The organism is Paenibacillus antri, from assembly GCF_005765165.1.
In the GTDB taxonomy this organism is placed as follows: Bacteria; Bacillota; Bacilli; order Paenibacillales; family YIM-B00363; genus Paenibacillus_AE; species Paenibacillus_AE antri.
In genome coordinates, this window is record NZ_VCIW01000018.1 from 134,186 (window position 1) to 146,729 (window position 12,544).

The 12,544-nt window shown below is 62.4% G+C and carries 11 protein-coding genes; 2 read left to right on the top strand and 9 right to left on the bottom strand.

Annotated features, from left to right (window positions below; all coding sequences use genetic code 11):
- Positions 1–104: 104 nt before the first annotated feature.
- Positions 105–2,885 (bottom strand): calcium-translocating P-type ATPase, SERCA-type, encoded by a 2,781-nt coding sequence (locus FE782_RS23300; protein WP_138196747.1) that lies wholly within the window; start codon positions 2,883–2,885, stop codon positions 105–107.
- Positions 2,886–3,093: 208 nt separating this feature from the next.
- Here FE782_RS23300 and FE782_RS23305 point away from each other — a divergent pair, with 208 nt between their 5' ends.
- Positions 3,094–4,818 carry an Rqc2 family fibronectin-binding protein gene (locus FE782_RS23305; protein WP_138196748.1) on the top strand — a complete coding sequence of 575 codons (1,725 nt, stop codon included), beginning with the start codon at positions 3,094–3,096 and terminating at the stop codon, positions 4,816–4,818.
- A gap of 85 nt (positions 4,819–4,903) precedes the next feature.
- Here FE782_RS23305 and FE782_RS23310 read toward each other — a convergent pair whose 3' ends face one another.
- From FE782_RS23310 to FE782_RS23340, 7 genes are all read right to left on the bottom strand, one after another.
- Positions 4,904–5,848, bottom strand: a complete 945-nt coding sequence (locus FE782_RS23310) for a MerR family transcriptional regulator (RefSeq protein ID WP_138196749.1) — start codon at positions 5,846–5,848, stop codon at positions 4,904–4,906.
- 124 nt (positions 5,849–5,972) lie between these two features.
- Positions 5,973–7,280: a UDP-glucose dehydrogenase family protein gene (locus FE782_RS23315; RefSeq protein ID WP_138196750.1), complete on the bottom strand. Its 1,308-nt coding sequence runs from the start codon at positions 7,278–7,280 to the stop codon at positions 5,973–5,975.
- Between the two features lie 4 nt (positions 7,281–7,284).
- Entirely contained in the window at positions 7,285–8,166 is an 882-nt protein-coding gene (galU, locus tag FE782_RS23320) for a UTP--glucose-1-phosphate uridylyltransferase GalU (protein WP_138196751.1), read from the bottom strand.
- A complete protein-coding gene (locus tag FE782_RS23325; RefSeq protein ID WP_138196752.1) occupies positions 8,156–9,046 on the bottom strand; it encodes a PHP domain-containing protein in 891 nt (296 codons plus the stop codon). Before FE782_RS23325 ends, galU begins: the two co-directional genes overlap by 11 nt.
- Positions 9,037–9,948 carry a selenium metabolism-associated LysR family transcriptional regulator gene (locus tag FE782_RS23330; RefSeq protein ID WP_138196753.1) on the bottom strand — a complete coding sequence of 304 codons (912 nt, stop codon included), beginning with the start codon at positions 9,946–9,948 and terminating at the stop codon, positions 9,037–9,039. Before FE782_RS23330 ends, FE782_RS23325 begins: the two co-directional genes overlap by 10 nt.
- Positions 9,949–10,051: 103 nt before the next feature.
- Positions 10,052–10,489, bottom strand: a complete 438-nt coding sequence (locus tag FE782_RS23335; RefSeq protein ID WP_138196754.1) for a hypothetical protein — start codon at positions 10,487–10,489, stop codon at positions 10,052–10,054.
- A gap of 156 nt (positions 10,490–10,645) precedes the next feature.
- Positions 10,646–10,909, bottom strand: coding sequence for a YlbG family protein (locus FE782_RS23340; protein ID WP_138196755.1), 264 nt, complete (start codon positions 10,907–10,909; stop codon positions 10,646–10,648).
- Between the two features lie 32 nt (positions 10,910–10,941).
- Between FE782_RS23340 and FE782_RS23345 the strand changes: the two genes are divergently transcribed.
- Positions 10,942–11,949, top strand: coding sequence for an asparaginase (locus tag FE782_RS23345; RefSeq protein WP_138196756.1), 1,008 nt, complete (start codon positions 10,942–10,944; stop codon positions 11,947–11,949).
- 85 nt (positions 11,950–12,034) lie between these two features.
- Here FE782_RS23345 and FE782_RS23350 read toward each other — a convergent pair whose 3' ends face one another.
- Positions 12,035–12,478, bottom strand: a complete 444-nt coding sequence (locus FE782_RS23350) for a YlbF/YmcA family competence regulator (protein WP_138196757.1) — start codon at positions 12,476–12,478, stop codon at positions 12,035–12,037.
- Positions 12,479–12,544 lie beyond the last annotated feature (66 nt).

The following is a 12,544-nucleotide window of genomic DNA, read 5'->3' on the forward strand; positions in this document are numbered from 1 at the left end:
TCTCTCTCCCCCGTTGCAGCCCATAAAGAAAAAGCCCCTCTTCGAGGCATGAAATTGGTTAGCCAATATCATACCGCAAAAAGGGGCTCCGCGCACCGTTTTTATCAAGCGGCGGATCGAGCGCCTCCGTCGTATCGGATCGTGCGCTTCTTCTTCGGCGCCGAAATCAGGCTGCCGATGCCGAAGAACAGCGTCGGGATCGCCGCGAAGACGAGCACGAGAATCCAATCCGTCAGGCCGAGCGCCATCGTCTTGAAGATCGGCTGCAGCGGCTCGACATAGAGCACGCCGAGCATCAGGACGATGGACGAAACGACCGCCAGCACGAGCGCTTTATTTTCGAACAGATTTCTGTGGAAGATGGACCGAGAGCTCCGGCAGTCGAACACGTGAATGAGCTGCGCCATGACGAGCGTCGCGAACGCGACCGTCTGCGCGTGCGTGAGCGTCGCCGCGTCGTCGCCTTGCTGCAGCACGAGCCAGAACGGTATGAGCGTGCAGACGCCGATCAGGAAGCCGCGAGAGATGATTTTCCAACCGAGCCTTCTTGCGAAAATGTTCTCCGACCTGCCGCGCGGCTTGTGCTCCATCAAATCCCGCTCCGGCTGGTCGACGCCGAGCGCCATCGCCGGCAGTCCGTCCGTGACGAGGTTGACCCACAAAATCATGATCGGAAGCAGCGGCAGCGGCATGCCGAGCATCATCGCGATGAACATGACGAGAATTTCGCCGACGTTCGACGCGAGCAGGTAGCGGATAAACTTGCGAATATTTTCGTAGATGCCCCGCCCTTCCTCGATCGCCGCGACGATCGTCGCGAAGTTGTCGTCGGAGAGGATGAGCGCGGACGCCTCCTTCGACACGTCCGTGCCGGAGATGCCCATCGCGATGCCGATGTCGGCCGCCTTGATCGCCGGCGCGTCGTTGACGCCGTCGCCCGTCATCGCCACGACGTGGCCGCGCTCCTGAAGCGCCTTGACGATGCGAAGCTTATGCTCCGGCGACACGCGGGCGTACACGTAAATATCGTCGACGACCTTCAGCAGCTGTTGGTCGCTCATCGCCGCGAGCTGCATGCCGGTCACGGTGCGGCCGCCCTTCGGAAGCATCCCGAGCTGCCCCGCGATCGCTTCGGCGGTCGTCAGATGGTCGCCCGTGATCATCACCGTCTTGATGCCCGCCTTGCGGCACTTCTGAATCGCTTCGCGCACTTCCTTGCGCGGCGGATCGATCATGCCGGTCAAACCCGCGAACACGAGCCCGCGCTCCGCCTCCTCCGCGCTGTCCGCCGTCTCGTTCGGCTTCAGATCGCGGTACGCGAGGCCGAGCACGCGCAGCGCGTCGCCGGCGAACGCTTCGTTCGCCTCCATCACCTTCTGCTTCAGCGTCGAGGTGAAGGGCACGAGCTTGCCGTCCCACAGAATGTAGCTGCAGCGCTCGATCAGTACGTCCGGCGCGCCCTTCGCGCAGACGAGCCGGCCGCCCTGATGCTCGACGACGACGGACATGCGCTTGCGCTCCGAATCGAACGGGTATTCCGAGATACGTCTGTACAAGCCCGCGAGGCTGGCGCGGGTCATGCCGGCCTTCGCGCCCAGCACGGTGAGCGCCCCTTCCGTCGGATCGCCCTTGATCGACCAGATCGGCTTCGCCGGCTCCTTCGAACGCTTCTTCTTCCCTTGCGGCTCCGCCTCCTCCTGCACGAGATCCGCGTCGTTGCACAGCACCCCGACTTGGAGCAGACGGCGCAGCGCTTGATCGTCCTTCACGCCCGTCTTCGCGCCGCGCTCGACGATATCCCCCGCCGGCTCGTAGCCTTCGCCCGACACGTCGAGCAGCCGGCCGCCGACCCATAGGCGCGTGACGGTCATCTTGTTTTGCGTCAGCGTGCCCGTCTTGTCGGAGCAGATGACCGACGCGCAGCCGAGCGTCTCGACCGACGGAAGCTTGCGGACGATCGCCTTGCGCTTGATCATGCGTTGGACGCCGAGCGCGAGCGCGACGGTCACGATCGCGGGCAGCCCCTCCGGAATCGCCGCCACCGCGAGCGACACGCCGGCGAGGAACATGCCGTACATCGGTTGACCGTGCATAATGCCGGCGACGACGACGAGCACGGTCAGGACGAGCGCGACGCCGATCAAAATTTTCCCGAACTGCTCGAGGCGGCGCTGCAGCGGCGTCTCCGCTTCCTCGGTGTTGTTGATCAGGTCCGCGATCTTGCCCATCTCGGTGCGCATGCCCGTGCGGACGACGACGCCGCGGGCGGTGCCCATCGTTATCATCGTGCCGAGGAAGCCCATGTTGCGCTGGTCGCCGAGCGGCACGTCGTCTTCCGGGATCGCCGCGGCCGACTTCGAGACCGGTACCGATTCGCCGGTCAGCGCGGACTCTTCCGCGTACACGCTGTTCGCTTCAAGGAAGCGGACGTCCGCCGGCACGCGGTCCCCGCTCTCGAGGGCGACGATGTCGCCGGGCACGAGCTCCTTCGCCGGCACGACGACCCATTCCCCGTCGCGCAGCGTCTTCGCCGTCGGGGCGGACAGCTCCTTCAAGGCACGCAAGGATCGCTCGGCGCGGAATTCTTGGATGAAGCCGAGCACGCCGTTGATGACGATAATGGCCAGAATCGTGACCGCGTCCAAATATTCGCCCAGCAAACCGGAAATGAGCGTCGCCCCCATCAGGACGAGTACCATGAAATCCTTGAACTGGTTCAGAAACAGCGTCAGCGGCGACAGTCTCGCCCCTTCGCTCAACTCGTTGGGGCCGGCCTCCTCCAGCCGCCGTTTCGCTTCGCTCTCGGATAACCCTCGTTCCGGGTCGAGGCCGTGGGCTTCCAGCAGCGCTTCCGTCTCCAGTTGATACCACGATTGTTGACTCATACCCCCGTTTTCCCTCCCTCGCAATGAAAGACTTGTACTAGGTACAATGTATTCGGGGAGGGACGAGAATATCCCACTTGTCCGCGAGTTCGACGCGGCGCCGCCTCGGAACGAACCGAGATTGCCTTCGCGGCCCGGAAAAACATATAATTTCTATGGATGACTTCATGCGATGTTCTTAGCGCAAGTAGAGGAGAGAACTTACCCAATGGCTTTCGACGGACTCGTCGTACGGGCGGTCGTGCAGCAATTGCAGCCGTTCGTCGGCGGCAGAATTCATAAAATTCATCAGCCGAACGAGCATGACCTCGTCTTTACGATTCGCGGCCAAGGCGTGACGCGGAAGCTGCTGCTGTCGGCCAATCCGACCTACCCCCGCTTCCACTTGACCGATCGTTCGTACCAAAACCCGCTCGAGGCGCCGATGTTCTGCATGCTGCTTCGCAAGTATTGCGAGAACGGCGTCGTCGAAGCGATCGAGCAGCTCGGCATGGAGCGGATCGTGCACTTCCGCGTCCGGCAGCGCGACGAGCTCGGAGATTTGAGCGTCAAGCGGATCGTGTTCGAGCTTATGGGCCGCCACAGCAACATCATTCTGATGGATCCGGAGACGAATACGGTGCTTGAAGCCGCCCATCGCGTGACGCCGGCCATCAGCGCGCACCGCATCGTCGCCCCCGGCAGCGCGTACGTTCCGCCGCCGGAGCAGGAGAAGCGCGATCCGCTCGCGGACGGCGTTTCGGACGTCGCGGCGGCGCTCGCGGAAGCGGCCGGACATCCGGAAGCCGCGGCGAAGCGGCTCGTGGAGACGTATTCGGGCATCAGTCCGATCGCCGCGCGAGCGATCGTCGGCGGCGCCCCGAATCCGGCGGCGGCGTTCGCGGAGGCGATGGCGCGCATCGGACGGCACGAATACGAGCCGAATATCGTGGAAGATGCGGTTCGAGGCAAGTCGTCGTTCTCGGTCGTGCCGCTGCCCGTCCCCGAAGGCGGAACGCGCGAGACGTTCGACGACGTCAGCGGTTGCCTGGACCGGTTTTACGGCGATAAGGCGGAGCGGGACCTCGTCAAGCAGCGAACGCACGACCTGATGCGACTGCTCGTTAACGAGCGAAACAAAAACGAGAAGAAGCTAGAGAAGCTGCAAGAGACGATCGACGAGGCGCGGGACGCCGACAAATACCGCATCTACGGCGAGCTGCTGAACGCGTATATGCACACCTTCGAGAAGGGCGACGCCTCCGTCGAGGTAGCGAACTACTACGACGAGGATCAGCGAACCGTCGCCGTCCCGCTCGATCCGCTGCTCACGCCTTCGGAGAATGCGCAGCGGTATTTCCGCAAGTACCAGAAGATGAAAAACTCGCTCGGCGTCGTCGAGGAACAGATGGCGCAGGCGCGCGAAGAAATCCGGTACATGGACATCTTGCTGCAGCAGCTCGAAGGCGCGTCGATCGCGGACATCGAGGAGATCCGCTCCGAGCTCGTCGAAGGGGGCTACTTGCGCCGCCGCGGCGGCGCCGGCAAGGATGGCAAGCGCGGGCGCAAGAACGATAAGCCGGCGATCCACGCGTACCGCTCGTCCGAAGGCATTCCCTTATACGTCGGACGGAACAACATGCAGAACGATTACATTACGAACCGGCTCGCGCACCCGAACGACACGTGGCTCCACGCGAAGGATATGCCCGGGTCCCACGTCGTCATCCGGTCCGATGCGTTCGGCGACGCCACCTTGGCCGAGGCGGCCAATCTCGCGGCGTATTACAGCAAGGGCAAGCAATCGTCCCTCGTGCCGGTCGACTATACGCTCGTGCGCCACGTGAAGAAGCCGTCCGGCGCGAAGCCCGGCTTCGTCATTTACGAAAAGCAGAAGACGCTTTTCGTTACGCCGGACGAGCGGAAGCTCCGCGAGCTCCCGCCGCTGAAGTAACCCGCTGCGCCCGCATCATCGAAGAAGGCTGTCCCGTCGCCGTCGAACCGAAATTCGACAAGCGCGAGACAGCCTTCTTTTTGGATTATGTCGGGAGCATCGCCCGGATTTTGGCTGCGGTTTCCTTGGCGTCGCCCGCCAATAAATATACGTTGCGCGTTCCCGACAGGACGGCGTCCTCCTCGATCGCGCGCCCGCCGACGAACACCTTCGTTTGCCGGTTCCCCGCCGAGATGTCTTCGTCCAACTGCCGGAAGAACGGGAGCGAGTCGTTAAAGACGTGCGGCGTGGACACCCCGAACGCGAACGCTCGAGGCGCGGACTCGCGCAAACAGTCGAGAATGCCCTTCTCGGACGGGGCCGCTCCCAAGTACACGTTCCGGAACCCTTGCTGCATGGCGTAAAATCCGAAATACAAAACGCCGATTTCGTGCCGCTCGTACGGAGCGCAAGCGGTCACGACAAGCGGCTGGATCGGCGATGCGTTGTACAAATTCTTCATGGCGAGCAGTCGGTCGCGAACGAAGTGGCTGCCGAAATGCTCTTGAAATTCCGACGCCCGCCCGCGTTCCCACATCTCGCCGAGCTCGACGAGGGTCGGCTGCAGCACCTGAAGCAGGACATAGTCGACCTGATGCAGCGCCATCAACTGATCGAACAGCTGTTGGCTGGACCGATAATCCATCTGAAGGAAATACGACAGAAATTGCCGGCGATACGCTTCGGACCGCAACCCGGAAGTAGACGGCGCGGCGGCTTGCGGTCCCGCTTCGGCGACGTCGCCCCACGGTACCGCGAGCAGACCGGTCGACTGGAACTCCTGAACGGCGAGACCGATGGGCACGCCCGCATCGACGCGGCTCTTCAACCAGAGGAACGTATCCACATGCTCCTTGGTATACCCCCGATATCCGTTCGGAAAACGAGCCGGCGAAACGACCCCGTACCGTTCCTCCCACTTGCGAATCAACTGCGTGGACAAGCCCGTCCGCAAGGATACTTCTTTAATTGTATGCAGCCGCTTGTTCATACGCCCCTCCGGAGTGCTTAGTGCCGGCTTCAGCCTCCGTAAACCGGAATTGCCCTATGACATTATAAAAATTGTCAAACGTTATACAACTTGTCCATTTCGCCCGAAGGACATACCCTTCGGACTACGATTTTCCGATGCCGAAGTACCGGAAGCCCTGTGCGCGCATCGCCGCGGCGTCGAAGACGTTCCGCCCGTCGAAGACGAGCGGACGGCGGAGCGCCGCCTTCGCGCGATCGAGATCGAGCGTCTTCACCTGCGCCCACTCGGTCACGACCAGCATGGCGTCGGCGTCCCGCAGCGCCTCGTACGGATCGTCCGCGATCGGCACGCCGGGCAGCAGCTTCGCCGCCTTCGGGCCGCTGACGGGATCGTACGCCCGAATCGACGCCCCGTATTGCCGCAGCATGGCGATAATATCGAGCGACGGCGCGTCTCGAAGATCGTCCGTGTTCGGCTTGAAGCTGAGTCCCATGACGGCTAACGTCTTTCCGGCGAGCTCCCCGTCGAACGCGGCCCGCACCTTGCGCACGAACCGCTGCCGCTGCAGCTGATTCACTTCGACGACCGCGCGCATGATCTTGAAGTCGTAGTCGACGTTCTCCGCGATGAACAGCTGCGCCCGGGTGTCCTTCGGCAGGCAGAAGCCGCCGTACCCGATGCCCGCGTTCAGGAAGGAGGGGCCGATCCGCTTATCCATTCCCATGCCCTGCGCGACCATGCCGATGTCGGCGCCGACCTTCTCGCATAAATTCGCCATCTCGTTAATGAACGAAATTTTCGTCGCGAGGAACGAATTCGACGCGTACTTGATCAGCTCGGCGCTCTCGCGATTCGTCATCAGCACGGGCGCGTCGAACGGCGCGAGCGCCTCGCGGAGCCGCTCCCCCGCCGCCGGGGACGCCGCCCCGATCACGATTCGATCCATATGGAACGTATCATGTACGGCGGACCCTTCGCGCAGAAATTCCGGATTCGAGACGACGTCGAACCGGACGCCGCTTCGCGCCTTCGAGCGAAGCAGCGCCTCGGCCATCGCGCCGGTGCCGACGGGCACCGTGCTCTTGATGACGACGATCTTGTCGTCCGCCGACGACTCGGCGATGGCCTCCATCGCCGACTTGATCTGCGACATGTCGACGTCGCCGTTATCGAGCGAGGGCGTGCCGACCGCGACGAACAACAGCTCGCACGCGCTCGCGGCGGCCGCCGTCTCCGTCTCGAACGTCAGCCGCCCCGCGGCGGCGTTGCGGCGGACGAGGTCCTCGAGTCCTGCCTCGTAGATGGGCATTTCGCCGCGGCGAAGCGCGGCGATCTTGCGCTCGTCCCGGTCCACGCAGACGACGCGATGCCCGACCTCGGCGAAGCAGGCGGCCGAGACGAGCCCGACGTACCCGGCGCCGAGAACGCCGACAGCGATCGGCTCTCCCATGACGTTACGCCTCCCAGCCGCGAACGAGATCGATCAAATACGACTTGACCTCGGGTCCCAAATCGGGGCGCCGCAGCGCGAATTCGATCGTCGCCTCGATATAACCGAACTTGTCGCCGACGTCGTACCGCTTGCCCTGTACCGTGTACGCCATCATGCGCTTCCGGCGGTTCAACTCGCGGAGCGCGTCCGTCAGCTGAATTTCCCCGCCGCGGCCCGGCGGCTGCTTCTCGAGAATGTCGAAGATGCCCGGCTCGATGACGTAGCGTCCGATCACCGCGAGATTCGACGGCGCCTGGTCCCGATCCGGCTTCTCGACCAAATCCGCGATATGCGACGTGTGCGGCGAGCCGGCCACGCCCCCGTCCGGCGACACGATGCCGTACTTCTCGACCTCTTCCCACGGCACCTCCTGCACCGCCAGCACCGAAGCCTGATGCTCCTCGTACAGATGCAGCATCTGCCTTAGCGCAAGCGGATCCGACTCGATGATGTCGTCGCCGAGCAGCACCGCGAACGGCTCGTCGCCGATGAACGTCCGGGCGCACAGCACCGCGTGCCCGAGTCCGAGCGGCTGCTTCTGTCTTATGTAATGAATATCGACCATCTGCGAGATGTCGCGCACTTGGCGGAGCATCTCTTCCTTGCCTTGCTCCTCTAACATGAGCTCCAGCTCGACCGACTTGTCGAAGTGGTCCTCGATCGCCCGCTTGTTGCGTCCGGTCACGATAATAATGTCCGTAATGCCGGCCTCGATCGCTTCCTCGACGATGTATTGAATCGCGGGCTTATCCACGATCGGAAGCATCTCCTTCGGCTGAGCCTTCGTCGCGGGTAGAAATCGGGTGCCGAGCCCCGCCGCCGGAATGATTGCCTTACGAATCATTGCGATTCCCTCTCTTCTCCTTGATCTGCTGCAGCCGTTCGACGACGTCTTTCGGAGTTCTCCGGTCGCCGAGCATCGCATGGAACGGAACGCCGTCCCGTACGCCGTGAAAATCCGAGCCTCCCGTGCAGGGCAGGCCGTACCTCCGAGCCAATCCTCGGAAAAAGTTCTCCTGCGCTTCGTCATGATCGGCATGCGCCGCTTCGATGCCGTCCAGCGCGCCGATCCGGACCAGCCGGTCGATCAACGCTTCGGCGTCGCGGTACAGCCCGGGATGCGCCAAGACGACGACGCCTCCGGCGTCCCGAATCCACGCCGCGGCCGTCTCCGGCGCGACCCGCTCCGCCGTGACGTACGCTTTCCCGCCTTCGCCGATCCAGACGTCGAACGCTTCCTTGACGTCGGCGACGTAGCCCTTGCGAACGAGCAGCTCCGCGATATGCGGCCGGGCGACGGTCGCGTCGCCGCTAGACCGCCGCGACGCGGCGAGCTTCTCGGCTTCCGCGAGCGTCACGTCGAAGCCGTGACGCCTAAGCGCTTCCATCATCGCTTCGTTGCGGCCGCGCCGAACGTCCCGGTTCGAGGCCAGCCTCGCGGCGAACGCCGCGTCGGCCGGATCGACCCATAACCCCAACACATGGACGTCTCCGCCGTCTCCTTGCGCGCTGATCTCCACGCCGACGACGACGTCGACGCCCCGCTCCCGCCCGGCCGCCGCGGCTTCGGCCGCGCCCGCGACCGTGTCGTGATCCGTCACCGCGACGCCCGCCAGCCCCTGCGCGGCGGCGAGCGCGACGCTCTCCGCAGGGGTCAGCATGCCGTCGGAAGCCGTCGTGTGCGTATGAAGATCGTAGCCTGACTCCCTTCCCGTTACAGCCATTGGCTCAAATCCTTTTCCCGTAAAAATGATAAGAACGTCACCGCCGAGATCGGGAGCAGATTCGACTTCGAATACGTCGCGTAAAACTGGCGTTCGAAGCGAATGCCCCGGATCGGCACGAGCCGGAGCACGCCGAGCGTCAGCTCGTGCTTCACCGACGTCTGGGATAAGAACGTAATGCCGAGCCCCGCCTCGACCGCCGACTTCACGGCGCCCGTGCTGCCGAGCTCCATGACGATCTTCATATTCTCTTCGTTAATCCCCTTGCGCGACAGTTCTTCCTCCATCACCTGCCTCGTGCCGGAGCCTCGTTCCCGTAATATAAATGGATGCCGCAATACATCTTCCATCGTGACGTCTTCCGACTCCGTCAGCGGATGGCCGTTCGGAACGATCAGCTTCAGCTCGTCGCTTAGCACCGGCTCCGTATGGACGTCGGGATGCACGACCTGCGCTTCGATCAAGCCGAACGTCAGCTGATGCTTCAAAATTTCCTCCAAGATTTGCGTCGAGTTCATGACCTTCAGCTGGATCGCGATGTTCGGATACGCTTGATTGAACGGTCCGAGAAGACGCGGCAAGATGTATTCCCCGACCGTGAGACTCGCGCCGAGCAGCAGTCGTCCTTGGAGCATGTGCGTGAAGCGCGACATCGCTTGATCGGTTTCCTTAACTAAGTCTATGCTCCGCTTCGCATAAACCATGAGCGCTTTGCCCGCTTCGGTCAGTTCGATTTTTTTCGTCGAACGGACGAAGAGCTTCGTGCCGAAGTATTCCTCGAGCGCTTGAATTTGCATCGTTACCGCAGGCTGCGTCATATGCAGCGCCTGCGCCGCGGCGGAAAAACTTCCACGGTCGGCCACCGTGTAGAAAATATGCAATTGGTGGAAGTTAAGCGCCATTGTGCGATGGACCCCCGTGCCTGAAATTCAATCATTTCCCATTATACACGAAAAGAGCGCGGCGTTCCTACGCCTCGCTCTTCCGCATCTCGATTCGATTCGATTATCGCCGCTTCCGGCTGTTCTTGATCAAGGTCATCCGGCGCGAATGCCGCAGCCATGAATAATACGTACGCAGATCGCGGAGCTCCATCGTCTCCGACATGCGCCCGAGGAACGTCACTACGATCATCTTATGGAGCGGGTTGCCGACGAGGTCCCGATGCTTGTCGGATTGCGAAAATTCCGCCACGAATACGAGGTCGTCCTCCACCGTATAGACGTCTTGCTCGTTGCGGTAATACGATTTAACCGTGCCGTTCTTCAGGTGCTCCCAAAGAAACGCGCAGATGTCGTCGGTGCCTGTTTTTTCGGACTCGACACGATCCAGCCAACGCGCCTTGGCATGGTTGGTGACGATGATATCCGCGACTTTTTTATCCGCCAGCTGTACGTAGAACGATTCATAGGTGCTGTAACGATCCATCTTTTTGTCTTTCATCCGTCATTCCCTCCATTCCATGGGCCGCCGAGCAAATGTTAACGACGTTTATATCTTTATATTACAGTACCTTACGGGAATTTCCAGACATTTTGAAACGCATAAAAAAATGCCCTCCAACGGAAAGAGGGCATTGCAAAAATTTCAAAAATATGTCTAGTAAGAGTAAAACCTCGTTTTATCCGGCATATTACTGTTGTATTCCGTTCGAATCTCGCTCCGGTACGACCTCTCCACTTTCTTAACGTAGGGCAGACGTTGTATACTTTTCATCGTCTCCTCCGCGCGATCGCTGTTCACGTAGATGACCGCATAGTTCATTTTGCGAGAAACATAGTGGAGCGAGCCGTATTTATCCAGGTTTCTGGCCGGTTTGGCGTCGTGGAGCCAGACGATATATCCAGTGCGTTCAGCGATCAAGAGGATCCCTCTTTCGTAAGGAGAATTGACGTATGCATACTCAATCGATTCCGCTCGTATCCGTCACCCGAGGCGGCCTCGTCGAATGCGTCCATCGCGGGCACGTCGCCGTCGTCGACGACGGCGGACGTCTGCTCCGGTCGGCGGGCGACCCGCGGCACCTCACGTACGCCCGCTCTTCCGCCAAGCTGCTTCAGGCGATTCCGGTCGTCGCCTCCGGCGCCGTCGACCGCTACGGGCTCGACGCCCGGGAGATCGCGCTGCTCTGCGCTTCTCACAGCGGAGAAGAAGCTCACGTCGAAGCGGTGTACCGCATTCTCGGCAAGCTCGGCATCGGCGAAGACGCGCTGCTCTGCGGCGCGCATCCGCCGTACCATAAGCCGTCCGCGAACGCGCTGCGCCGCGCGGGCGTCTCGCCGAAGGCTGTGCATAACAACTGCTCCGGCAAGCACGCCGGCATGTTGACGCTGGCGAAGCATCTCGGCGCGACGCTGCACGACTACAAGTCGCCGGACCATCCGGTGCAGCGGGCGATGCTTGCCTCGTACGCGGCGTTCGCCGGCGTGCCCGCGGCGTCCGTCGCGCTGGGCGTCGACGGCTGCGGCGTGCCGGTGTACGGCGCGCCGCTGTCGGCGCTGGCGCTCGCGTACGCGCGGCTTGCGGCGCCGACCGGCGCCGCCCCCGAAGCGGACGCCCGCCGGACGGTCGTCGAAGCGGTACGGGCGCATCCGGAGATGCTCGCCGGCACCGACCGGTACGACACGGCGCTCATCCGCGTCACGAACGGCCGCGTCGTCGGCAAGATGGGCGCCGAGGGCGTCTTCGCCGTCGCCGCGCCGGGCGAAGGGCTCGGCCTCGCCGTCAAGATCGAGGATGGGGCGCAGCGCGCCTTGTACCCGGCCGTCACCGAAGCGCTGCTCCAGCTCGGTTGGATCGACGCCGCGGCCGGAGCCGAGCTCGCCGAGTACCATACGCCGGCGATCCGCAACTGGGGCGGCGACGTAGTCGGCGCGGTCCTGCCGTCGTTCCGCCTCGAGTAGGCAAGCTCCCCGCTATGTAGACGGGCGCCTCAAGCAAGTGGCTTGGGGCGCCTTCCGTCGTTAGGTTCGGACCTCCGGAGCGACCTTACCCGCAGCCGCAGCTGCCGCCCGAACCGCAGCTCCCGCCGTGCTTCGGGAGCGGGTCGTTGCTCGGCACCTTGATCGACTCCGACACGGCGTGCGCGATGACGACGGAGACGTCGTACAACAGCGTGTCGAGCGCTTTCTCGGCGCGCTTGAACTCCCGCGCCGACTCGATTCCCTCCATCTCGGCCTCCACCGCTTTCACCGCGTCGAGCGCCTCGTGGTAGTTCGGATGATAATGTCCGAACCGCTCGCATTCCTCGAACCGTTCCTTGGCCTTAGACATCTTCCGAAGCAGCGCCTTCACTTCGGGATCTTGCTCCATGCGTTCTTTCCAATATAGAAAATCGGCCATCTCCTTCGAACGCAGCATCGCGTCCGACAGATCGCACGTCTTCGACAGCAGCAAGGAAAAATCCAGTGCCTCGCGTTCCGTCACACTCACGGATTTCCACCTCGTCTATATTCGTTTGATATATACGAGTTCTATCATAACATGAACCCGCGCCGC

Coding starts and splice junctions, on each gene's coding strand:
- FE782_RS23300 (WP_138196747.1), bottom strand. CDS start 2,885: ATGAGTCAACAATCGTGGTATCAACTGGAGACGGAAGCGCTGCTGGAA.
- FE782_RS23305 (WP_138196748.1), top strand. CDS start 3,094: ATGGCTTTCGACGGACTCGTCGTACGGGCGGTCGTGCAGCAATTGCAG.
- FE782_RS23310 (WP_138196749.1), bottom strand. CDS start 5,848: ATGAACAAGCGGCTGCATACAATTAAAGAAGTATCCTTGCGGACGGGC.
- FE782_RS23345 (WP_138196756.1), top strand. CDS start 10,942: ATGCATACTCAATCGATTCCGCTCGTATCCGTCACCCGAGGCGGCCTC.
- FE782_RS23325 (WP_138196752.1), bottom strand. CDS start 9,046: ATGGCTGTAACGGGAAGGGAGTCAGGCTACGATCTTCATACGCACACG.
- galU (WP_138196751.1), bottom strand. CDS start 8,166: ATGATTCGTAAGGCAATCATTCCGGCGGCGGGGCTCGGCACCCGATTT.
- FE782_RS23335 (WP_138196754.1), bottom strand. CDS start 10,489: ATGAAAGACAAAAAGATGGATCGTTACAGCACCTATGAATCGTTCTAC.
- FE782_RS23330 (WP_138196753.1), bottom strand. CDS start 9,948: ATGGCGCTTAACTTCCACCAATTGCATATTTTCTACACGGTGGCCGAC.
- FE782_RS23315 (WP_138196750.1), bottom strand. CDS start 7,280: ATGGGAGAGCCGATCGCTGTCGGCGTTCTCGGCGCCGGGTACGTCGGG.